This window comes from Delftia sp. WSY_7, assembly GCF_043104845.1.
GTDB classification, from domain to species: domain Bacteria; phylum Pseudomonadota; class Gammaproteobacteria; order Burkholderiales; family Burkholderiaceae_C; genus Comamonas; species Comamonas tsuruhatensis.
This window is the reverse complement of sequence record NZ_JBICLB010000013.1, coordinates 115,959-137,811: the sequence shown is the minus strand read 5'-3', so window position 1 is coordinate 137,811 and position 21,853 is coordinate 115,959. Positions and strand designations below refer to the sequence as shown.

The window sequence follows — 21,853 nt, the reverse complement described above, 5'->3', positions numbered from 1 at the left end:
ATTTTTCAGGAGAGAAAGCCAGTGACCCGTCTGTTCCGCGTTCCCCATCACGCTCCCATGTTGGCCCTGGCTGCTGCCCTGGCCCTGTCGGCCTGCGACCGGCCCGCCAACCCGTCGGCACAGGCCGCAGCGCCCCAGGCGGCGGCCGGCGAGTTCAAGCCCGTCACCGTGCAGCACCAGCTGGGCACCACGGTGGTGGAGCGCCCGCCGCAGCGCGTGGCCGCGCTGGACATGAACGAGGCCGACTTCCTCGACCAGCTCGGCGTGCCCATTGCCGGCATGCCCAAGGACTTCGTGCCCCACTTCCTGGCCCGGTACAAGGACGATGCCAACGTGCAGGACCTGGGCTCCATCGTCCAGCCCAACCTGGAGCGCGTGCATGCGCTCAAGCCCGACCTGGTGCTGATCTCGCCCATCCAGGCCAGCGCCTACCAGGAGCTTTCGGGCTTTGCGCCCACCGTGCATTTCGACGTGGACTTCAGGAACAGCGGCACCCGGCACCTGGACACCGTGCGCGATCACCTGCTGACCCTGGGCCGCATCTTCGGCAAGCAGGACCTGGCGCGCGCCAAGGCCGCCGAGATGGACGACAAGGTGGCCCAGGCCCGGCGCGCCACCGAAGGGCGCAAGGAGACGGCCCTCATCGTCATGCACAACAACGGCGCCTTCACCTCGTTCGGCCCGCAGTCGCGCTACGGCTTTGTCTTCAACGCGCTGGGCGTCAGGCCCGCCAGCACGGCGGCCGAGGCTGACTTGCACGGCCAGCCCATCTCCAGCGAATTCATCCAGCAGGCCAACCCGGACATCCTCTACGTGATCGACCGCACGGCCATCATGCAGCGCCGCCCGGGCATGGATGCTGCCGGCATGGACAACCCGCTGCTGCGCCAGACCAGCGCCTGGAAGAACAACCGCGTGGTCTTCGTCGATTCCGAGGCCTGGTACGTCACGGCGGCCAGCGTGACCTCGGTGAAGCTCATGGTCGATGACGTGCTCAAGGGCTATGGCGATGCGCCTGCAGCGGGCGCAGGTCCGGTGGCCGCTGCGGTTGCAAATTGATCGCATTCTCGATTGAGGGTTTGGCTTTCTCGTTCGGAAGACAAGGTGAAACACCCAACGCCTACCCGAATCGAAAGGAGTCCCGCATGGCACTACGCCATCCATCCCGTCCCGCGCACAACGGCGCATCGCGCACCCTGCCGCACCCGGCCTTTGCCTGCAGGCACACGGCCATCGCCGTGCACATGCTCTGCATGGCGGGCCTGGCACTGGGAGGCCTGGCCGTGGCCATGCCGTCCGCGCTGGCGCAGGCGGCTGCCCAGGGGGCCGCATCTGGAGCCGCCTCCGGGGCGGCACCCGGCGAGGCCCGCCGCGCCTTCAGCATCCCGGCTGGCCCGCTGGGCCAGGCGCTCAACGCCTTTGCCGCAGCGGCCGGCGTGGAGCTGACGGTGGATTCCAGCCTGCTGCAAGGCCGCAGCAGCGCAGGCCTGTCGGGCAGCTACAGCGTGGCCGAAGGCTTTGCCGAGCTGCTGCGCGGCCAGGGCCTGCGCGCCCTGCGCGAAGCCAACGGCAGCTACACCCTGGGCCGCGACCGCAACGCGGCAGCGCCCGTGGACGGCGGCGTGCTCATGCCTGCCGTCACCGTGCGCGCACAGGCTCAGCAGGCGCCGGAAGCCTATGCCGGCGGCCAGGTCTCCACGGGCGGCCGCATGGGCCTGCTGGGCGACAAGGACTTTATGGAGACGCCCTTCAACACCATCAGCTACACCGAGAAATTCATCGCTGATCGCCAGGCCCGCGACATCACCGACGTGATCTCCGCCGCCGACCCCACCGTGTTCAGCACGGGCATGACCGGCATCATCAGCGAGAACTACTCCATTCGCGGCTTCAGCTCCAGCATCGGCGATGTCACGTTTGGCGGGCTGTTCGGCGTGGCGCCGTTCTACCGCGCATCGCCAGAAATGTTCGAGCGCGTGGACGTGCTCAAGGGCCCCTCGGCCCTGCTCAACGGCATGCCGCCCGGCGGCTCGGTGGGCGGCACGGTCAACCTCGTGCCCAAGCGCGCGGGCGACGAGCCGCTGACGCGGCTGACCACCTCCTTCATGTCGGATGCGCAGCTGGGCGCCCACATCGACCTGGGCCGGCGGTTCGGCGAGCGCAAGCAGTTCGGCATCCGCTTCAACGGCGTGCTGCGTGACGGCGACGGCGCCGTGAACCACCAGGAAAAAGAGACCCGGCTGGCCTCGCTGGGCCTGGACTGGCGCGGCGACCGTGCCCGCCTGTCGGCCGACCTGTACAGCAGCGAGGACCGCACCGACGGCCTGAACCGCGGCATCAACCTGGCCGCAGGCCTGCCCGTGCCCAGGCCGCCCAAGGCCGACACCCTGCTCAACCCCAGCTGGGCCTTCTACGACACCAAGGACAAGGGCGCCATGGTGCGCGGCGAACTCGACCTGGGCGACCGCGTCACGGCCTATGCCGCCGTGGGCACCAGCAAGACCCGGTACCGTTCCACGGGGGCCTACCTGATCCAGGTCTTCAACACGGCCGGCGACTACCGCACCAACCTGGCCGACCTGGGCTTCGAGATGGACAAGAAGTCGGCCGAGGCCGGCCTCAAGGGCAAGTTCAACACGGCTGGCGTGGGCCACCAGTGGGCGCTCAACGCCACCTACTACACGCATACCGACAAGCAGTTCGGCCGCCGCAACGTGCTGACCCAGGACTGGATCACCAACATCTACCACCCCATCTGGGGCCCGGCCACCAGCTTCAACGCGCCCCCGATCTCGCGCACCGAACTGCGGCTGACCAGCATCGGCGTGGCCGACACCCTGTCCTTCGCGCAGGACCGCGTGCAGCTCACCCTGGGCCTGCGCCGCCAGCAGGTGCTCAGCGACACCTTCAACGTGGCCACGGGCGCGCGCACCGCGCGCTATGACGAAGGCGCCACCACGCCGGCCGCCGCGCTGCTGGTGAAGGCCAGCGAGCGTGTCTCGGTCTACGCCAACTACATCGAAGGCCTGAGCCAGGGCGCCACCGCACCCATGACGGCGGCCAACGCGGGCGAAGTGTTCGCGCCCTACAAGTCCCGGCAAAAGGAGCTGGGCCTGAAGCTGGACCTGGGCGACTTCGCCCACACCTTCAGCCTCTATGAGATCCAGCGGCCCAACGGCTACACCGATCCCGTCTCCAACGTCTTCTCCTTCGGCGGCGAGCAGCGCAACCGGGGCGTGGAATGGGGCTTCTTCGGCAACGTGGCCACGGGCGTGCGCCTGATGGGCGGCATTGCCTACGTACAGCCCAAGCTCACCCGCACGGCAGGCGGCGTGAACCAGGGCAAGCTGGCGGCGGGTGTGCCCAGGCTGCAGGGCAAGCTGGGCGTGGAGTGGGACCTGCCCGCCGTGCAGGGCCTGACGCTGACGGCCAACGCCACCACGGCTTCCAGGCAGTACATCAATGCCGACAACTCGCTGTCCGTGCCGGGCCGCACCGTGTTCGACATCGGCGCGCGCTACGTGACCACGGCGGCCGGCCATCCGCTCACGCTGCGCGGCAGCATCACCAACGTGGCCAACAAGGCCTACTGGGCCACGCCGCTGTGGACCAGCCTCGGGCTGGGCGCACCGCGCACCTTCATGCTGTCGGCCACGGTTGATTTCTGAGCGATGACAGGGCGGCTTGCCTTCCATCAAGCCGCACCGAGCCTGCGCTGCCGCCCTGCGGGCTATAAACTAGCCCGGTCGGGCGGCAAAGCATGCCAGCCCCCTTGCCCTCCCGCCGTATACCAGGATGACAGACGCCTATGGACAGCCGCAATGACAGCATGGACCTGAGCGACGACAGCGTTTTCGAGAGCGCTGCGGAGTTGTTCCGTGCCATGGCGGCGCCCGTGCGCCTGAAGATCATCAGCGTGTTGTGCAATGGCGAGAAGAACGTGACCGAGCTGCTCGCCAGCATCGCCACCACGCAGCCCAACATGTCCCAGCACCTGAACACGCTGTACCAGGCCGGCGTGCTGGGCCGGCGCCGCGAAGGCGTCAGCATCTACTACTTCATCGCCAACGAGCAGGCTGCGCAGATGTGCTGCGCCATCTGCACCCAGGTCGCCATCGAGCAGGGCTGAGTGCCGCAGCCTGGCAGGGGCGACTCGGCTAGGATGCCATCCATGCCGCCCACACCCACCCTGGTCCAGCCCCTGCCGCTCGATGCCGACGGCATCCTCGCGCTGGCAGCGCGCTCCATGTTCCAGCTGTTCTCCACCATGAGCCAGGGCATGTTCCTGGCCGACAGGGCAGGGCGCATCGTCTGGGTCAACGAGGGCTACCAGCGCTTCCTGCCCGACCTGGGCGTGGCCTCGGTGGACGACTTCCTGGGCCACATGGTCGAGGACGTCATCCCCAACACCCGCATGCGCCGCGTGCTGGAAACCGGCGAGCCTGTACTCATCGACCTGCTCACCAACCGCGCCGGCACCTTCGTGGTCAGCCGCATCCCGCTCAAGGACGATGCGGGCGCGGTCATCGGCGCCATCGGCATCGTGCTCTTCGACCAGCCGGAGACCACGCTGCAGCCCCTGATCAGCAAGTTCGCCGTTCTGCAACGCGACCTGGACGAGGCCCGGCGCGAGCTGGCCGCCCAGCGCAACCGCAGCCTGCGCGTGGCCGTGCAGGGCGAGCGCCGCGCCAAGTACAGCTTTGCCAGCTTTGTAGGCAGCAGCCCGGCGGCCGTGGAGGTCAAGCGCCAGGCGCGCCGCGCGGCCCAGTCGCTCAGCCCCGTGCTGCTGCTGGGCGAGACCGGCACCGGCAAGGAGCTGCTGGCCCATGCCATCCACGCCGCATCGGCCCGCAGCGGCGGCCCCTTCGTCACCGTCAACATCGCCGCCGTGCCGGACGCCTTGCTGGAGGCCGAATTCTTCGGCGTCACCCCCGGCGCCTTCACCGGCGCCGACCGCAAGCCGCGCGACGGCAAATTCCGGCTGGCCGACGGCGGCACGCTGTTCCTCGACGAAATCGGCGACATGCCCCTGAACCTGCAGGCCAAGCTGCTGCGCGCGCTGCAGGAAGGCGAGATCGAACCGCTGGGCTCCAACCAGCTCGTGCGCTTTGACGTGCGCGTGGTGGCAGCCACCTCGCGCGACCTGCCGCAGATGGTGCGCGATGGCCGCTTCCGGGAAGACCTCTTCTACCGCCTGCACGTGCTGCCCATCCGCGTGCCGCCGCTGCGCGAACGCAGGCGCGACATCCCGGCCCTGGTCGAAGTCCTCTCCGAAGAACTGGCCCTGCGCAACGACATGCCCCCGCCCGAACTGCTGCCCGACGCCCTGGCCCTGCTGGCCGGCCAGACCTGGCGCGGCAACATCCGTGAGCTGCGCAACGTGCTGGAGCAGGCCGCCATGCGCAGCGAAGACACCGCCATCAACGCAGAGCAACTGCGCGAAGTGCTGCGCTCATCCGGCGTGGAACCCGCCGCCCCCGCGCCGGGCCCCGAGACTGCGCCCGCCCCGTCCCCTGCCCACAACAGCCCCGCCGACACCGACCTGCTGCGCCCCCTGGCCCAGCAGGTGGCCGAACTGGAGCGCAAGGCCATCACCGCCACCCTGGCCGCCAACAGCGGCAACAAACTGGCTACGGCGCGCCAGCTGGGCATCTCGCGGGCCACGCTGTATGACCGCATGGCGGTGCTGGAGCTGGGGGGCTGAGTCACCCGCCATCTGCAGGCCGTACCGTGGCCAAGAGGCAGGGCGATTCCTGCTGTTCCCCATCCCGCAGCCCATCCCGGAACCCAGTCCGTGAACATGAAAAACCTCCTTACCCGCCTCAAGACCGCATTCAGCAAGCCTGCACCCGAGCCCGCTCGCCCACAGGAACACCAGCAACACCAGCGCCAGCAGCAGGAACCCCAGGCGGATGCTGCAAAGGACGAAGTACTCATCAACGCCTACTGCACCGTCTGGGACCTCCCTGCGCTTGACTTTCCGCACACGCTGGCCGGGCGCCGCGATCTGTCGGACCCCGAGCTGGCACCGCATCTTTCCGGCTTTGTCGGCTATGTGCTGGGGCGCGGCGATGGGCAGATGACGCGCAACCGCTACCACGCCATGCGCCATATCCAGCGCGTACAGCAGCACCTGAGCCTGGGCGTTGCGCCGGAGCAGCTCGATGCCTTTGCCGGCTGGGCGCAGCGCGCCAACGCCATCGCATTTCTGGCGGACGGCAGCATCCGCGACCCGCAGGGCCGCATCCTGCTGGCCGCCAACGGCGCCGAGCCCGATGAACAGGCCGCGCTGCCCTATCCGCAGCAGGCCTGGCAGCGCAAGCAGCGCAGCGAGCAGACGCTGGCGCAGCGCGGCTTCACGCCAGCGGCCAGCCTGCCGCCGCTGATCTCCGAGCCCGAACTGCGCATGCGCGCGCCCGACGAGATCGCCGCACGCGCCTTCGCCCTGCTGGCCGTGGCCGTGCGCGCCGAATCGCTGAACGACGCACTGAACGAAGCAATGAACAGTGGCGAACCGCTCACACCCGAGCAGCTGTTCCACCGCCTGCCAGCCGCCCAGGCCGCGCTCACCCCCAACGAGCGCGACTTCATGGCCACTGCCCAGCCCTCCGAAGAGGCCATCGCCAAGTTCGGCTGGCGCTACGAAGCCGCGTACTTGCTGGAATGGGCGCTGGGCCTGGTCGATGCGCTGCCGTTCCCCGACGCCATCTGCGACGTGCCGCTCACCTCGCGCGTCCTGCTGCAGGCCGGCGACCTGCAAGGCGCCCTGCATGCCGCGCGCATGCGGCCCGACAGCGAAATCCTCGACGCCCTGGACCAGCACTACCGCCTGCACTGGATCGTGCGCCAGGCCCAGGTGCAGCAGCAGCCCGCGCCCGCAGGGCTGAACGCCGACGTGCTCATGGAGCGCCACCACGCCCTGAACTGGCTGGTGCGCTTCGAGGGCAATGACTGGGATGACGTGGACACGCCGACCTGAGGCGTGCTGCGCAGGGCGCATCAAGAACCCATGCGGATCGGGGCGAGCATTATTGCCATCTGCATCGTGGCTTCTGGTGTGCCATCCCACTTGCGCCCGCTGCCGGAAAGGGCGTCAGAGACTCGGCGTAGAACCCTTGGCTGTCGCTGCACAACGCGTAGTGAGCGGCTGGTGGCTTGAACTCTCCAGCCAATTGCTCCTTGAAACCATATGCCGGCAACGCACGCAGGCTTCGGGCATACCGTCGCGTTGCATTGGATGGTGGCAAGCCAGCGGCAGACGCACCAGGGGCCGTCTGTGCTGGACGGGTCGCACAGGCCGTCGGGCTGCCTCTGGATTGGGAGGGGTGGCGTGGACCCCGGAGTATTTGCAAGCTGAATCAAACCGTGTCTGCGTTGTTTCCCCAATTCAATTCGTTGCACCAAAAAATGTGATGCAGACGGCACCAGCGGCAACCCCCTGATAGGTTGCGTTCCTTGCGTCGAAGGCGAAGTAGTAGACAGCTGGTTACCGATTGGAGCTTCCGGAGTGGTTAGCATGCCATGCTCATTGGTGGTTTTCCAACATGCTGATTGATTGGGTTGTTTTAATGAATTCTTGAAAGATACAATAAACCTCTTTTAGTGATATGGGGGGTGCTAATGTCTGAGTTGATTAAAATGGATCAGGAAGTTTTCAGATCTCAATTAAAAGAGTTGCCCAGGCATAAATACACAACGGAGGTTTTTCAGTTGCGGGATATTCCGTTGGTAATGCGTAGCAGGCTTGGTTGGCATGTGGCTGCCGCATTGATGGAACGTTGGTTCAATGGCGCTGCTTTTGCTATGCCCGATGATATGAAGCTGGGAAAAGGACACTATCGTCCAAATGCACTTGGGGCAGCATATTTGGAAGAAGGCTTGGTTACCATGCAATGGGCGCTTGGATTCGCTCGAGTGCAAAATGCAATGTCCGAATTGACTAGAAGATGGGATTCAAAGTCGGGTAGGATGGTTTTGAAATCTCGAATCTTAGCTCAAAGCCTGGGAAAATCCGATAAATCCTGGAAATTCGGTGATCTATCTCGTTCTTCAAAAATATTGGAAGAAACCTGCCAAGTAAATTACATCAAATTTGGGCATCTCAGCGATCCGATGGATGATTTCTATGGGGCAATGGGCGAGGCGCAAATGAACGTTGCAGTGGAGGGCACTGTTGTTTCTAGTGGCAGTGAACTGAAATTCATTCCTGAAGAACTGGGTTTTTATCTAAGGGATGCCTATGATTTCAATGATTCTTTTGATCTTTTGTCCCAGCCATTAGGGTTTTGGGGATTTGAAGGGGTTGAAAGAACCTATCAAATACGTTGGGATGTTGAGACAGAGAGGAAGACGGTGCATGAGAAACCCGAAGATGTAAAAAAATATAAATATGCAGTGCAAAATGATGATTTTCGAGAATGGAGAAGAAAAAATAATAGAGGTGGTGATTTTATGATTTTATCTAATGTTCATCGGGTAAAAATAAATCACCCGCAGGAGATAATTTTGTGAAGATTAAATATAGTAAAAAATGGATATTTATCATCCTGGGGATGGTATTGGTTACGGTATTGCTTTTGCTGTTCATGATACCAAAGAAACATGGTGAGAGCATCAGCCCCCGCGGCGTTTACAGGGTTGAGTACTATTACGTGCCATTAGCCCAGAAACTGATTTATCACCAGATGAAAATGCCCATGACTGTGCGTCTTTATGAAGTAAAAACAGGTAGACTTATTTCTGAAAGCGCTGTGGTGGATCTTTGGCTGAATGGCTCAATATATTGGTATCTTGAACCGCCAATGAATAGCATCATGGTGGGAAATGATGTGATATTTGAAAATATTCCAAGGGAGTGCCAAGATTGCCCAAGATTAACTCTTGAGCAAATGACAAATTAGGTCATCGTTGCCAATAGATACGGACTACCGGCCACAACACATCCCGCTGCGCCGCCGTCACCACATCCCGTCAGCTCTAGTCATGAACCTCAACAACGTCTTCGACAAGCGCTACTGGATCCCCGGCTTTGCCGAGCAAAACGGCAACAACGACTTCGGCGACCCGCGCAACGTCATGTTCACGCTCAAGTACACGCCGCGCATCTGAGAGGCAGGCGGGCCACCGTCAGGCCGGTGCGGTCCTGGCTCCAAGCGTGACAGTGCCAAGCCAACGGCATGGGTGCCATGGCCCGTCGGCATTTTGCAGATGGCAGGACCCGTCGGCTTGCACCTGGATCCGGGTGGGGTATCCGCTGGACCAGGGGATGGTCCAGTCGAAGGGCAGGACCAGCAGGGCCTGGGGCGGTGCCATGGCTTGTATGTCCAGTGGCTGCCACGTGTCGGGTGCAACGCAATCTTCGGTGCACGGCAAAGGCAGTTGCGGCTCGTAGCCCGCCACCCAGGCCCAGAAAATGCCGGGCTTGGGGCCGTCACATTCCGGCGACTCCAGCATTAGCAATGCACTTCCTGCCTGCTCCACCGCATGGGCGCAGAGCAAGTGTGTCTCGGCGCATTGCGCATGTGCCTGCACGTTGCAATCGGGCATCAGCACATCGAGGATCTGCGCCATCTCCTGCACGCCGGCAACAGCGGGCAGGTGAGTGGGAAGCTGCAGGAACAGCCAGCTTCGCTGCTCCAGCACCACGGTGCACCGGCGAACGCACCACCAGACGCCATAGGGGTCGGCCGGGGCAACGGGGTCGGATGCCATTGGCAGCTGTGTCCAACTGGTGTGGCCCGATTCCGTGCGTCTCCTGTATTGCCAGTGCTCATCAAAGCGCAGGCCGCAGATGAGGCGGTGATCGAGACGGATGCCTTCCTGCGGAACCTCCCGCTCACATGGCTCTGGTGCGTCGTCGGGCTTTTGCATTATTCGGATCCGGAAAGGCCGCCGTTGCCGGCGCTGTGGTTGTCCGACTGCGCCACGGTAATGGCCCCGATGCACCGGTACCGGCCCCGGCCCGCATCGATGCCATCCACACCGCACAGCCCTTCGCCATCCACCGTCATCCTCAAGGCGTGGTTCCTTGTCAGGGGAGATTTCGAGCCGAAGGGCCAGATCAGCAGGGCGCGAGGACGCCCGGGCACGTCAAAGGCCGAAGTGCGCTTGGCGCGCTTGAACTTCTCATGCATTTCCACGCCGACCACCCAGGCCCAGAAAACGGGTGGCGCGCCAACACTCAAATCTTCGGCCTGCAACTGCAGCAAAGAGCAGCCATTGGCAAGCAGCGCATCGGTGCTGCGCAGCAGCGGCGCCTGTGCCGTGCTCTCATCAAGCACCTTGACATTCCAGTCCGCAAGCATTGCGCCCAGGGCCAATGCCACATCGCCGCATTCCGGCTGCACAGGCAGGCCCGGGGGCAGATGCACGGAATGCCAGGGCATGCGATTGAGCACCGCAACGCACTGACGCACGCACCACCACGCGCGCTGTGGATCTGCTGCAGCCACGCCGCCTGCGCGGGTTGCCGGCAGTCGCGCCCAATAGCGACGGCCTGACGGCATGCGCGCCGCGTACGTCCACAGCCCGTCAAAGCGCAGCCCAGGGGTGAAGCGGTGGGTGACGTGCGCGGTCTCAGCCACGGGACCTCTCGTCATCGTGTGCCGAAGGGCGGGCACCGTAGGGAGTCTTGATGCCACAGCGGTCCCCGATGCGCATGAGCGCCATACCCAGGGATGTGCGCGGCTCTTTGGTCTTGCCCAGTGCGAGGTCAGAAATCGTTGCTTGACCGCAGCCCACTTCGCGGGCGATCTGGCTTTGACTGACACCCTTCGCTGCAAGTCTGGCGAGGTAGTCTTTCCATTCCATAGTTTCATCCTATCGAAAAGTCGATTTTTTTACAATCGAATTTGACATATCGGTTTTCCGTAAGCTACGGAGCATGTCAACCGATTTCGGCCAACGCCTCAAAAGCGCTCGCAGTCTCGCGGGCCTCACCCAAGCGCAGCTGGGCCGCCAGGCGGGCATGGGGCAATCGACCATTGCCGACCTTGAAAGAGGCGGAAGCGGCACCTCCAAGACCGCCACGCTCGCTTCGCTGTGTGGTGTCTCGGCGCTGTGGCTTGAGTGCGGCAAGGGCCCCATGTCGGCCGACGCCGCCGCGCTCCAGCACCAACTGCCCAAGGGCATGCGCCGGTATCCGCTGCTCGGCCTGCAGCAGGCCAGCGCCGGCAGCGCACGGGACGCGACGGGCGGCACCGATGACGGGACGGCCCTGGCCATCGAAGTCGCCAGCGACAGCGCATCGCCCCATGCGTTCTTCGTGCAACTGGAAGACAACTCCATGGCCCCGGAAATCCGCGAAGGGGACCGCGTGCTCATCGACCCCACCCTGCCGCCCCGGCCCGGGGACTGCGTGCTGGCCACCGACTCCCGGCAACAGGCCATCTTGCGCAAGTACCGGGTCCGTGGAATGGACAAGGCCGGCGCGGAAATCTTTGAACTGGTGCCGCTCAACGAAGACCATCCCACGCTGCGCAGCGACGAGCAGATGCTCCAACTGCGCGGCACCGGGGTGGAGCACCGCAGGCGGCTCCAGGCCCGGTAAAAGACCGGCACGACTGCACCCGCACCGGGCTTTGACCCTGGCCTTGCTCGGCCGGGTACAACGCCCCTGGTGCATCCCATGGAGATGGTGGGTGGATGGCATGGGCATGTGCGAATCTCCCGGCTCAGGCCAGCATCAGCACAGTGCGTGCCCCGTCAATGGCCCAGCATTGCCGCGTTGCGCGGGCGACAGCGTGATCGCGGCCAGGCAGCGGCACTCGCGCCACTGCCCGTCAATGCCATCCACTTCGCAATGCCCGTCGCGGTTCATCTGCACCCGCGCCGCATAGCCGCAGGCCCAGGGCATGCTCCAGCCAAAGGGAATGGTCAGCAGCGCGGCAGGGCGGGGCGCGCGGCTTGCCTGCCCTGGCTTCACCGGCGCGGGCAGCGTTTTCTGATGCATCTCCACGCCAATCACCCAGGCCCAGAACGTGCTCTGCGGCCGCTGGTGCAGCGCCTCTGACTGCAGTTGCAGCACCGCTCCGCCCCCGGCCATCACTGCCTGGGTGCAGGACTGCATGGACATGTGCCCGGCCCCTGCGCTCAGTTGTACCTGCCAGCGCGGCATCAGCGCGTTCAGGGTCAGCGCCACATCTTCCGGCCCCGGCCGCAAGGGCATGTCTGAAGGCAGATCCACCGACTGCCACATCTCCCGCCGCAGCACGGCAGCGCAGCGCCGCACACACCACCAGGCGCCATGCGGATCAGCCCTGCCCGCATCAGGCTGCCCCAGCGGCAGCCGCGACCAACAGGCCCGGCCCGATGGCGCGCGGGCGGCGTACTTCCATTGCGCAGCGAAGCGCAGACCAGGGGTGAAGTGGTGAGTGATGTGCATGGATGTAGGCGTCTGCGTCTAGTTGAAGCTTGTGCGGCCAAGTTGATCCAGAGTTTGGACAGCTTCACCGAAAGCGGTATGAGGAGTTTTAAGTTGAGCCATAGGCTGGCTCTTCAAAACTGGCGAATTCAAGTGAATTTGCACTAACTCTATCGTACCGAAATCGGTATAGCAAGACCAAAGAATGCTGCCCATGCGCAGCTTCGTGAACGCAACATTGGCCGAAAACGTTGCCCTGATGATCAAGGGCAAGGCGATCGGGCGCCTGCGTAGTGACATGAAGAGTGCTGGATTCGACATCGGGCAGGGCACTTTGCAGCGCATCGTTGCCGGGGAAACCGGTGTGCGAATGGAGTCACTGCAGAAGTTTGCGGATTACTTCAGTGTGGACGTAGATACCTTATTGCGAGGCCGTGTCGCGGAAGGTGAGGACTTCATCCAGCTCGTCCGCCTGAATGTTGAAGCCGCGCCCGAACGCTCTCGAAAAACCAATCTTGTCGAGGAACTCGGGGCTCTCCAGTTCCGACGCGATTTTCTGCGTGCTATCGGCGTCAGCCCGGTGAACGCGGGCATCGTCCATGTCACCGGAACCAGCATGGAGCCCACGATTCGGGACGGGGCCGTGCTCTTGCTCAATCGTGCGGATCGAACGCCGCGCCGTGGCAGCGTCTATGCATTCGCGTGGGAAGGGCAGATGCTTGTGCGGCGCTTTCAGCGGGTGGGTGACGTTTGGCATGCCGTGGCCGACAACGCTGATAAAAGCGAGCACCCGGATATCGTCATTGCCGGGAAGGCTGAGGGCCTGGTGCAAGGGCGAGCCATATGGGTCGGGGCCAAGCTCTGAGCCTGTCCTGTCTTGATGGCTGACTTCCCCATCGCCGCGAAAACTTGCGTGCCTTGTGCATGCGTTTGGGATGGGGCAGTCGCAGAGTCAAGCACTTGGGCTCTACATCGAAGCTGCTCAACTGGCTTTGTCGGTCGTCCAGCTTCTGGTTAGATATTGACCCTTTGGGTGATGCTCATCTGTGACTGGTGGGTGTTGGCTTTGCTGCGGAACCGTTCCTCTGAAATGCGGAAGCTCATGACCGCAAGTAGCTGACTTGCGGGCATTCAAAGTGCACTTCCGGGTGAGACGTTCAACGCCGCTCTAGCTCGACGTGTTGGCCGAACTGCGCGAGCCGACCGCAATCGTTAGGTTGATCACCCCCCGAGCGTCCATCAAGGTAGTTGTTCAATAGTCGACCGATCGAACGCACAGTCTCCTTGTCGGCGCTTACAAACCCGAAAGGCAGGCTCACCGGATAGGCAGGTAGAGCTGCGTGATAGACCACTGCAACAAACTCGTCCTCAAAGTGCAATAACTCAACGTTGCCGCCCAGAAAGCCCTCTTTCAGCCCGTGCGCGGCGTCGATGTTTGGCTCCAATTCTCGCTTCCACTGGCGCGCAGACCTCAGATCTTCAGACCCATGGACGGGCAGGTAGATTAAAGGAGAGTAGATAAGCTGCTCGGCCAAGCGTGCTTTGTCGAGGATCTCGCTGATGCTGGCTTGAAGCCTGATGCTCTTGCCCCAGTAAGGGTCACTGGGTGCGACCCAGACGAGTCGAGCCGGCGGCCGATCCGAGTGACGCTCACGCCGCGCCTTGATCACTGGGGCTAGGTACATCTGCACCAGTGCCCAGTTCCCTGCCGCGTAGAGCGGTCCAACAAAGGTACTCCGACGCACTAGGCTGTTGGTCTCCAGCTTTTTGACTTCTTCTAGGAATTGCGGATTCAGGCACTCTCCCCTCGGGCCGAGTAGTTCCAGCGTTATGTTGTCGCCGATCTCCAATGCGGCTTTTTTGAGATCAGAAAAGTTGTCGGACCTGTGCAACCGATCAATCTCCAAAGAAATTTGCTCGTGCACATAGTCAGAGTTCCTCAGCTCCTCGAAGTCGTCGCGCTCGACACTAGAGCCCTCTTCATCGAGCTTGAACTTCACAGGCAGCCTTAGTGGCATCTGCTTGATCTTACTGACCGAGTTGACGGCATAGATGCTTGGCGGCTCGCCCTCATCATCAAGCAGCGTCTTGGACAGAAAGCCCTTGCTGAGGATTTGCTGGAACTGTTGTTGAAAATTCTTCTCCACCAACTGCTCGCTACGCGAAGCAGTTTCTTCATCGATCGAGATCTGCAATCCAGCTTTCCACTTGCCGAAGAAATTTTCTTTGCCCAGACACGAGAAGGTGGCGAGATCAAAGGAGAGACACACCGTGCTATCTTGCAAGCGCGACAGCCGCGGAACCTCACCGACCTCAGTAAAGTATCCGTTTGCCTTTTCCGTGAGCATCAACCTACCGTCCACTCCCAGCGTGAGCTCATCGCGATTAACAAGGTCCTCTATTGCCTCACGTACTTCATGCTGTGAGAAGCCGAAAAATGTCGCGACCTGCGATGCGGACAGAGGTGCAAGATGAACCAGACGAAGTACGAACTCCCTTACAAAAGGCAGCCCCTTGTGGGTGATGTAGGAGAAGTTGATGTTGAAGCGCTGTGAAGGCAGCAAGAAATCGATCTCGTGGTAGGTCACGTTACCGTCGACATTCATCATTTTATCGCGTCCTCGTCGCAGGAATGAACCGGTAGTCTTCGCTTTCACCGCTACCGTTCATATGGGAAATTATCCTGCCGAGCGGTTTGTCCCGGTTCTGGGTATTCCACATGGCAGTGTTTCCGACGATCAGCAGCCGATCCATGGCTCGTGATATGGCAACGTTTATGCGATTAGGTGCGCGCAGGAAGCCAGCGCTCCTCTCCGGGTCAGACCGTGTCAGGCTCAGAATAATGATGCGGTTCTCCTTGCCCTGGTAGCTGTCCACAGTATCGATCTTCACCATTGACTTGAACCCGTCGTTCCAAATCTCCTGATTGAACTTCTGGCGAATCAATCGTTTCTGCTCGGCGTACATGCATATCACGCCGATAGGTGCATCGTCGCCTTCTTTCTGGGCGCTGAGATCCACAAAAAACTGACCGCTGTCGGCGATCTGCCGGAGCACAGCAATCACCTGTTCTGCTTCGCAGCGGTTATAGATGCTGACGCCACGATCTGTGAGGTGATTTGCGAAGCCACCGAGCTTCGACGTATCGAGCCACGTCACGACTGCTTGAAGCGCTGCGGGTGCGCTTTGGTAAATGTTGGGCACAGTACGTGCCCCATTTTTGAGAAGACCTTTGTAGAACGTATGCGAGACCAAGTTACCGATGGCTGGGGCCATGCGGTACTGGGTCAGTAGTGTGGCACTAGTCTGCCGACCATACTCGGAATTGAATACCCGAGCGAAATCGCTGCGCAGGACTTCGTCTAAATCGTTGCGCCCGTCGTGAATTCCGAGACGACGGGCCAATGCCGCTTTGTGAGCGTTAGAATAGAGTGGAGGCAACTGCAGGTGATCCCCTACTAGCAAAACCCGCTTCGCGGATTGCATGGCGATTGCTAACTCGCTGGAAATCGATCGGGCAGCCTCATCAATGATGACGAAGTCGTAAATGTTGCTGTGAATACCAATATGCCCCTGGCCGATTCCAACGCATGTGCCAGTGACCAGGCGTCGCGAGCGCGCATAGAATTCATCACAGTTGACCCTTTCGGCAGATAAGGCGTCCTGCACATCACGAGCGATTCTGGCTAGGGCGCGCACCTTTTTCATCTCGTTTGGGCGAACTCCATACTCTGCACTAATGCGTGATGTCAGCATGGCTTTCGCCTCACTTATCTCACTCTCGCGCGAAAGGGTAATGCCGTGGGTGTCTCGCAGCTTCTCTCGTATCCTCTCGTCTAACTCGGCAATGATGGGCTTGAGGGCCTTGATGTCCTCCTCATCGCTCAAGTCCGCGAAACCGCTGAGGAGCGATTCGAGATGGTCGATCTGCTTGAACAGTCTTAGCTCTGCCTCCACGATGCTGGAAAGGAAGTCGCCATGCAATCCCAACGCATCGGACAGGGCCGTCACGCGATGGCGGTACTCTGCTTGGAAGAGCTCTCGCTTCTCCGCCGTGAGCGAATGGGAGTAAACGTCCTTCAGTCCAGAGGAAACTGCACCTTCGCGATTGCTGAAGCGTACGACATCGAGGGGGGTTCCCAACCGCATGCAATGTCTACGAATACGCTCTGCGGCGGTATTGACCGCTTCGTGGGATTGGCTTACAAGCAAAATCCTCCGCACGTCGAGCTTCTCGACTAAGAAGTGTACGAAGGCTGCGATGAATTCGGTTTTGCCTGTGCCGGGCGGACCCTGAAGCAGGGATAGGGGGCCAGAACTGAGCAGCTTGGCAAATGCCTCGCGCTGCTGTGGATTAAGGCTGATTTTGTTGCCGTGATTGTCTTCTCGGTCGTATCGCGCGAAGTCTTCCTCAGTCACTGTGATGTCGTAGGTGGTCGGCTGTTTTTGGCAGGATGGATCGAAGAGGTCTACCAGATCGGGCAAGACTCCTCCTCTGTCCAGCAGCCTTTCGAGTGCGACCTTGCGTTTACGGTGCGAAGCCCTGTCTTGCTTGCTGCGGAAGAAAACTACATCACCGTCCTTCAGACCAAAGGCCGCGCTGCGGGCTCGCTTCAGCCAGACCTCGTTCAGCGCCGATCGCTTAAGGAAAACTTCACCAATCAACTTTTCCTCGCCATCCTTGACTACGATCGCCTCCACCTCGTCGGTGCTAGTAAAGGTGCCTAGCGGATCGATGTCAGCTTCGTAGGGCAGTATGACTTCGGCGTCTGCCTCCATAGGGCGCATTGCTATACCTGTTAGTTCGATGTTGGGACTAGACTCTGTCTCCGTATCCAGGATGGCTCGCCACAACTCGTCGGTGGGAATGTCGATGGCGGCTTCCGCAGTTTCTGAAACTGGCGCGGTGACTTGTTGGAAAGCGTTCCTGAGTTGTTGGCTCACGGCAGCATCATCGAGCGCCGGTGCAGCAGGATGAAGCCTTTGGATCGCACGGCTAAAGGCGTCATTTTCGAGAAGGTGTTCACTTAGCTCCGCGAGTTGATCGATCCGGCCTGGCTTAACGGTTATTGCAGCACTGATCTCGAACTGACTATCTTCTACAGCGCGGGAAGGAATGTCAGATCGGCTTTGGGGTGCCAGCGCCCCGATGAAGCAGCGCTGCGTCTTACTATAGAAAGTGCGAAGACTCCCACCAATTCCTGTGAAGGTAACCCGAAGAGTGCTCTCTTCCTTGTTCGACGGCTCCATAGCGACGAACAGATGCCCGTTGTCAGGAAGAATCCTGATTTTCTCGAGAGCACTGGTCAGGGTTACTTCGATGCTTTTGTCCTCTTGTAGTTGTTGGGTCGTTGACAGAGCTTTTCTGAATCGACCGAAATCTTTGAACCCGAACTCGAAGTCGTGCAGTTCTGCATAGACAGCATCCGCAATCTTTGGGTAGTTCTCTGAAACGCCACCCCACTGGATGTCTAGTAGCTCGCATGACATGCGAAGTACCGCAAAGATATCGCGCTGTTCGCTCGAGCAGGTGTCGATAGTTTCCGGGCTGTATAGGTGATTTTTTGCTTCAGTGCCGTGCTGAATGAAATCGGGGATGTCTACCAGGTATACGGTGTTGCTGTGCGCATCCAACATTACATTGCCTGGGTGCAGGTCGCCATGCGAAATGCCAAGCTCATGCAGATGCCCGACCGCTTTAATTAGTTTCTCGATGACACCTAGCTTTTCCGCCTCTTGAATCGAAGTATCGGCCCACGTTGTGCCCGTAATCCGGTCAGTCACCAGATACATACTGCTCGAGCGTGTGGCTAACCCAAAGTCATGGATGCGAGGCAGGCAGGGGGGAGCCGTCACCGCCATTCGTGCTAGACGCTTGAGGAAAGTCAGGACACGAAAGGCTTGCGCGGTGTCGTCGTTCTTGGCCCCGACATTGAGCCAAGCCTTTACCAGTTTGTCGCCCGATACATAGACCTCCTTGTCGTCATTCGTAACCAGGAAGTCGTCGCTTTCAGGGAATTGCCGGCTGTGATTGATCGGCCGTTGGTAGGCCTCTAGCTCAGACGCGTCAAACATCGGAATGTTGTCGACAGCAGGCTGCGCGCCCATGAGAGCTTCAAAAAAGGCCGACGCATCGCTGAACTCGCTGGTTACTGCCTCGAGAAGCACGTTTGCATACCACGCGTCGCTGGACATTAGGTCGCTGGTGATATTCCTCAAACTCTTGGGAGAGATGCGCTGTGCGGTTAGCAAATGCCAAGCCACAAGGCCCAGTGCATGAACGTCTTGTTGGAAGGGCGTTTTTGGCGAGTTATCAAGCAAGGCCTGTACCTGTACCGCGCCGACAGAAAGACCTGCGCGGTAGTCGCCAACGGTCCCGATGGGTTGGTGGTATGCTGAGATGAAGTTCGAGAGCGCGATCTCCTTGGCTGGCGAGATCCAAAGGCTGTGATCGGCGATGTCCCGATGCGCAATCTTCATCTCGTGCAGGTCGGCAAACTTCGCCAACAGCAATTTTGTGAGATTCAGCCTGTCACTTTGCGTAAGTCCGGGGGCGTACTTGCCCAAGAATTCATTGAACCGCAGATGACCAGGCGGCAGCTCGTAGACCTCCCCATACTGGGTTGTAACTTCGCTACGCTCAAAGCTCGTCAATGAACGGAGGCAGTGGTGGTAGAGGTCCAAATTCTGATGGCTGATGAATCCCAGTACCTCCCTCTCTCGCGACACGATATCAGCCCGACCCTCGGCAGTTGCCCCCTTGTTACCAGGGATTTTTCGGAAATCCCAAATACGAAGAAGTGCCTCGGTGCCCTTGGAGATCTCCGATTGTGCCAGGTATTCCGTGTAAACATCATTTGGATGCCTGAAGATTTCCTCAGTAGCGGTATATCCGCTTACTCGAATTGCCTTTGCCGTCGTTTTTCCGCCGAGGAACAACTGATCGAAGATCGGTACGTCATGTCGCAAAACTTTCGATTCGGGATGAGGCCGAAAATACTGGTCAAATCTCACATTGTTCGAAAACTTCAAAAAGTCCGTTAGATGGAGCGTGTGCTGGAGATCTACCTCAGGGAGCTGACTGAAGTCCGAGTCTCCAGTCATGACGACGAAGAAATGGATGTGAGGCGCAAAGCCCTTATTGGTAAATCGAGTGGTCAGTCGCTCGATTTTCCGCTCCAGCAGGAATTTCTTGTTCCTAGTGATTGTTACGGGGGAGCGCCCCATGCTTTTTTCACCTTTGAACCAGACATCCCCACTGGCTGTTATGCGTCCATAGTTCCAGTCTTTGAGCTCCACGATGAGGATGTTGCAGTGCGTGACGATTACGAGATCGAACTCGCCCTCCCTGCCCTTGGCATCGACAAACCTGAAGCCCGCGTAGCCTTTCCAGGGAAACATGCTTTCGCGTCGCTGCTCCCCAGGAGGCCGGCTACGCATCGCGCCCGAAGCTGGCGGCAGTGCAACACTGGATGGCCCTTCGGAAAAAGCTCGTTGAATCCTCCTGATCGCTTCGACCTCCTGTTGCTGGAGACCTCCATCCCAAATCTCGATGTCCAAGGTATTTCCTTCTTTGAAACTTCAAGGCACTGACGGGTTCTGGAGTGATGTTACATGTTGCCGCAGGTATTGCGATAGTTATTTGGTCGATAACATCAGTAGAGCGTCTTCACTTTACAGAGCCGTGGCGACGATGGACCGTAAACCGCAGGCATCGAGGTACTTCGAGAGAATTTGCACTCGCTTCGGGCGGAGACGACATCTTGTTCGACATCCAGGTGTCAATGCTCTCGGCCCTCAACGTGTCCTGCAGGTGAACGATGGTTGTGCTTGGTCTTAGGGTTGAGAAACGACCCATAGAAAAATTCGAAAGCTCGCTTTTCTCTAGCTGCAGGCATTCCTCATTAGAAGAAGGACTGAATGCTCGCAGCCTGAAGCCGTCGCTCGGAAGTCTTCGCGCGACAACTACAAGAAGGGCCGTTGATGAAAAACCTACTGCGAAGGACGGCGATCACGGCGTTGCTGGCAACTCTGGGTTGCAGCCAGCCGCCAAATGGCCGGTGGGAAGCGACGCAAAGCGTCGATGTTCTGCTGAAAAAGGGCGACCCGCAGACAGTGGCATTTGTCCTCAACGCAGGGGACGTTTGCGCATTCGGCCAGCAGTGGAGCTTTGAAAAGGAGCTGCGTTACAAGGAAGTGATCTGCCCCCAAGGCAAGGGCTGGATCACTTTCGACACGCCGTTCAAAAAGCTGGGCGGCTGAGCTGGCAATGGGGCGAGTGCTCGCAGCGCCCCTCAGAAGCTATGCATCAACCCCGCAGCCACCCCCGTAGCCACATCCTTGTTCTGCCCGCCCTGAAACCCTCCGCTCCAATGCGTGCGGTCCAGTTCCGCATACAGCTTGCTGCGGCGCGAGAGCTTGTATTCCGCAAACAGCAGGGCGCGGGTGTAGCCGTCTGCGACGCGGCCGCTGCGTTCGCGTTCCACGCGGTACAGGGCGGCGGTCAGGTCCAGCGTGCTGCGGGCGGACCAGGTGGCGCCCAGCGAGTGCACGCGCTGCACGGTGCGGGCGGTGGTGGCGTTGGTCTGGCCGTCGCTGCGCGCGGTGTTCAGCGCAAGGCGCAGCTTGTCCCATTGGTAGCTGGCGCCCAGGGTGGCGGCTTTCAGCTCCCACTGGTCTGCGGTCTTGAAGCGCTGGTAGGCGCCGGAGACGGTCCATGTCTTCGTGCCATAGGCCAGGCCCGCGCCGGCCGATGAGCGGGCGGAGCCGCCTTGTGCCGTCTCGCCAAAGCTGTACATGGCGCGGGCGGTGAGGCCGCCGAAGCGGCCCGTGTACTTGACCGAGTTGTCCAGCCGGTACGAGCCCGTGGTGGCGCCCGCGCTGCCGTATTCCAAGCCCAGGCCGTGGCTGCTGAGCGCGGCGGTGGCGATGTTGGGGTTGAAGGATGCAAACCGCATGCCCACGGGGTCCACGGGGCTGATGGCCTCTGCCAGCAGGTTGGTCTGGCGGCCGGCCGTGACCTGGCCCCAGCTGCCGCCCAGGCCCACGATGGCCGCGCGGTCGAAGAATTTGCTGGAGTTGGCGGTGGTGCCGGTGTCCAGGTTCAGGCCGGTTTCCAGGTTGAACAGGGCGTACATGCCGCCACCCAGGTCTTCGCGGCCCCGAAACCCGAAGCGGCTGGTGGTGTTGACGCCGCTGGACAGCGCGGCGCCCGAGGTGTTGCTGGCCGCGTTGGCAGCGGTGAGGCCGCTGGTGTAGCGCACGCCGGTATCGGCAATGCCGTAGAGCGTGATGCTGGATTGCGCAAGGGCCGACAGCGGTGCGGCGGCGAGGGTGATCAGCACCAGGGTTTTGGTGTTCATGGGTGTGGCGAGGGTGATAGGGCTGGGCAGCGGCATGCCGCAGCAGTGCCGTTGCAGCGCCGCTGGATGGAGGTCGAACCGGGGAGGGGGAAGGCCCCCTGTGTGTCGAGGGCCTTGAGTGCCTAGAGAG

18 protein-coding genes are annotated in these 21,853 nt (G+C 60.9%); 11 read left to right on the top strand and 7 right to left on the bottom strand.

The genetic code is table 11. The features are described from left to right. Positions 1-21: 21 nt before the first annotated feature. From ACF8ME_RS06135 to ACF8ME_RS06100, 8 genes are all read left to right on the top strand, one after another. Positions 22-1,059 carry a siderophore ABC transporter substrate-binding protein gene (locus tag ACF8ME_RS06135; protein WP_392415705.1) on the top strand — a complete coding sequence of 346 codons (1,038 nt, stop codon included), beginning with the start codon at positions 22-24 and terminating at the stop codon, positions 1,057-1,059. Positions 1,060-1,145: 86 nt separating this feature from the next. Then, complete coding sequence (locus ACF8ME_RS06130; protein ID WP_392415704.1) at positions 1,146-3,668, top strand: TonB-dependent siderophore receptor; 2,523 nt, start codon at positions 1,146-1,148, stop codon at positions 3,666-3,668. Between the two features lie 140 nt (positions 3,669-3,808). Next, on the top strand, positions 3,809-4,129 hold the full coding sequence (locus ACF8ME_RS06125; RefSeq protein ID WP_016449629.1) for a metalloregulator ArsR/SmtB family transcription factor: 321 nt from the start codon (positions 3,809-3,811) through the stop codon (positions 4,127-4,129). Positions 4,130-4,171: 42 nt separating this feature from the next. After that, a complete protein-coding gene (locus ACF8ME_RS06120; protein WP_392415703.1) occupies positions 4,172-5,704 on the top strand; it encodes a sigma-54 interaction domain-containing protein in 1,533 nt (510 codons plus the stop codon). A gap of 96 nt (positions 5,705-5,800) precedes the next feature. Next, positions 5,801-6,979, top strand: coding sequence for a DUF4272 domain-containing protein (locus ACF8ME_RS06115; RefSeq protein WP_392415701.1), 1,179 nt, complete (start codon positions 5,801-5,803; stop codon positions 6,977-6,979). 641 nt (positions 6,980-7,620) lie between these two features. Beyond that, positions 7,621-8,511, top strand: a complete 891-nt coding sequence (locus tag ACF8ME_RS06110; protein WP_080945385.1) for a DUF6402 family protein — start codon at positions 7,621-7,623, stop codon at positions 8,509-8,511. After that, on the top strand, positions 8,508-8,900 hold the full coding sequence (locus ACF8ME_RS06105; protein ID WP_392415699.1) for a hypothetical protein: 393 nt from the start codon (positions 8,508-8,510) through the stop codon (positions 8,898-8,900). The genes ACF8ME_RS06110 and ACF8ME_RS06105 overlap by 4 nt, the downstream gene beginning before the upstream one ends. Positions 8,901-8,982: 82 nt before the next feature. Next, positions 8,983-9,108, top strand: a complete 126-nt coding sequence (locus ACF8ME_RS06100) for a hypothetical protein (protein ID WP_016449625.1) — start codon at positions 8,983-8,985, stop codon at positions 9,106-9,108. Positions 9,109-9,126: 18 nt separating this feature from the next. On the opposite strand, the gene ACF8ME_RS06095 is transcribed toward ACF8ME_RS06100, so the two are convergent. From ACF8ME_RS06095 to ACF8ME_RS06085, 3 genes are read right to left on the bottom strand one after another with little or no spacing between them, the layout of a single operon-like run. Continuing rightward, positions 9,127-9,870 (bottom strand): hypothetical protein, encoded by a 744-nt coding sequence (locus tag ACF8ME_RS06095; RefSeq protein ID WP_392415697.1) that lies wholly within the window; start codon positions 9,868-9,870, stop codon positions 9,127-9,129. Beyond that, positions 9,870-10,583, bottom strand: a complete 714-nt coding sequence (locus ACF8ME_RS06090) for a hypothetical protein (protein ID WP_392415695.1) — start codon at positions 10,581-10,583, stop codon at positions 9,870-9,872. The genes ACF8ME_RS06095 and ACF8ME_RS06090 overlap by 1 nt, the downstream gene beginning before the upstream one ends. Next, entirely contained in the window at positions 10,576-10,809 is a 234-nt protein-coding gene (locus ACF8ME_RS06085) for a hypothetical protein (protein ID WP_209672723.1), read from the bottom strand. Before ACF8ME_RS06085 ends, ACF8ME_RS06090 begins: the two co-directional genes overlap by 8 nt. A 73-nt stretch (positions 10,810-10,882) precedes the next feature. On the opposite strand from ACF8ME_RS06085, the gene ACF8ME_RS06080 reads away from it, so the two are divergent. Beyond that, complete coding sequence (locus ACF8ME_RS06080; protein WP_392415693.1) at positions 10,883-11,548, top strand: LexA family protein; 666 nt, start codon at positions 10,883-10,885, stop codon at positions 11,546-11,548. Positions 11,549-11,683: 135 nt separating this feature from the next. Here ACF8ME_RS06080 and ACF8ME_RS06075 read toward each other — a convergent pair whose 3' ends face one another. Then, the gene (locus ACF8ME_RS06075; RefSeq protein ID WP_392415692.1) at positions 11,684-12,382 is read right to left on the bottom strand and encodes a hypothetical protein; all 699 of its coding nucleotides are present in this window, start codon (positions 12,380-12,382) and stop codon (positions 11,684-11,686) included. A gap of 193 nt (positions 12,383-12,575) precedes the next feature. Between ACF8ME_RS06075 and ACF8ME_RS06070 the strand changes: the two genes are divergently transcribed. Next, positions 12,576-13,226 carry a helix-turn-helix transcriptional regulator gene (locus ACF8ME_RS06070; protein ID WP_392415690.1) on the top strand — a complete coding sequence of 217 codons (651 nt, stop codon included), beginning with the start codon at positions 12,576-12,578 and terminating at the stop codon, positions 13,224-13,226. Positions 13,227-13,518: 292 nt separating this feature from the next. Here ACF8ME_RS06070 and ACF8ME_RS06065 read toward each other — a convergent pair whose 3' ends face one another. Further along, entirely contained in the window at positions 13,519-14,970 is a 1,452-nt protein-coding gene (locus ACF8ME_RS06065; protein ID WP_392415688.1) for a hypothetical protein, read from the bottom strand. Position 14,971: 1 nt separating this feature from the next. After that, on the bottom strand, positions 14,972-19,921 hold the full coding sequence (locus ACF8ME_RS06060) for an AAA domain-containing protein (protein ID WP_392415686.1): 4,950 nt from the start codon (positions 19,919-19,921) through the stop codon (positions 14,972-14,974). Positions 19,922-20,344: 423 nt separating this feature from the next. Between ACF8ME_RS06060 and ACF8ME_RS06055 the strand changes: the two genes are divergently transcribed. Next, on the top strand, positions 20,345-20,623 hold the full coding sequence (locus ACF8ME_RS06055) for a hypothetical protein (protein WP_374005635.1): 279 nt from the start codon (positions 20,345-20,347) through the stop codon (positions 20,621-20,623). 32 nt (positions 20,624-20,655) lie between these two features. Here ACF8ME_RS06055 and ACF8ME_RS06050 read toward each other — a convergent pair whose 3' ends face one another. After that, a complete protein-coding gene (locus ACF8ME_RS06050; protein ID WP_046986260.1) occupies positions 20,656-21,759 on the bottom strand; it encodes a porin in 1,104 nt (367 codons plus the stop codon). Positions 21,760-21,853 lie beyond the last annotated feature (94 nt).

What these genes read in the sequence shown, in the direction of transcription:
- ACF8ME_RS06115 (WP_392415701.1), top strand. Translation starts at nt 5,801, where the DNA reads ATGAAAAACCTCCTTACCCGCCTCAAGACCGCATTCAGCAAGCCTGCA.
- ACF8ME_RS06130 (WP_392415704.1), top strand. Translation starts at nt 1,146, where the DNA reads ATGGCACTACGCCATCCATCCCGTCCCGCGCACAACGGCGCATCGCGC.
- ACF8ME_RS06070 (WP_392415690.1), top strand. Translation starts at nt 12,576, where the DNA reads ATGCGCAGCTTCGTGAACGCAACATTGGCCGAAAACGTTGCCCTGATG.
- ACF8ME_RS06055 (WP_374005635.1), top strand. Translation starts at nt 20,345, where the DNA reads ATGAAAAACCTACTGCGAAGGACGGCGATCACGGCGTTGCTGGCAACT.
- ACF8ME_RS06085 (WP_209672723.1), bottom strand. Translation starts at nt 10,809, where the DNA reads ATGGAATGGAAAGACTACCTCGCCAGACTTGCAGCGAAGGGTGTCAGT.
- ACF8ME_RS06125 (WP_016449629.1), top strand. Translation starts at nt 3,809, where the DNA reads ATGGACAGCCGCAATGACAGCATGGACCTGAGCGACGACAGCGTTTTC.
- ACF8ME_RS06100 (WP_016449625.1), top strand. Translation starts at nt 8,983, where the DNA reads ATGAACCTCAACAACGTCTTCGACAAGCGCTACTGGATCCCCGGCTTT.
- ACF8ME_RS06095 (WP_392415697.1), bottom strand. Translation starts at nt 9,870, where the DNA reads ATGCAAAAGCCCGACGACGCACCAGAGCCATGTGAGCGGGAGGTTCCG.
- ACF8ME_RS06120 (WP_392415703.1), top strand. Translation starts at nt 4,172, where the DNA reads ATGCCGCCCACACCCACCCTGGTCCAGCCCCTGCCGCTCGATGCCGAC.
- ACF8ME_RS06065 (WP_392415688.1), bottom strand. Translation starts at nt 14,970, where the DNA reads ATGATGAATGTCGACGGTAACGTGACCTACCACGAGATCGATTTCTTG.
- ACF8ME_RS06050 (WP_046986260.1), bottom strand. Translation starts at nt 21,759, where the DNA reads ATGCCGCTGCCCAGCCCTATCACCCTCGCCACACCCATGAACACCAAA.
- ACF8ME_RS06080 (WP_392415693.1), top strand. Translation starts at nt 10,883, where the DNA reads ATGTCAACCGATTTCGGCCAACGCCTCAAAAGCGCTCGCAGTCTCGCG.
- ACF8ME_RS06075 (WP_392415692.1), bottom strand. Translation starts at nt 12,382, where the DNA reads ATGCACATCACTCACCACTTCACCCCTGGTCTGCGCTTCGCTGCGCAA.
- ACF8ME_RS06110 (WP_080945385.1), top strand. Translation starts at nt 7,621, where the DNA reads ATGTCTGAGTTGATTAAAATGGATCAGGAAGTTTTCAGATCTCAATTA.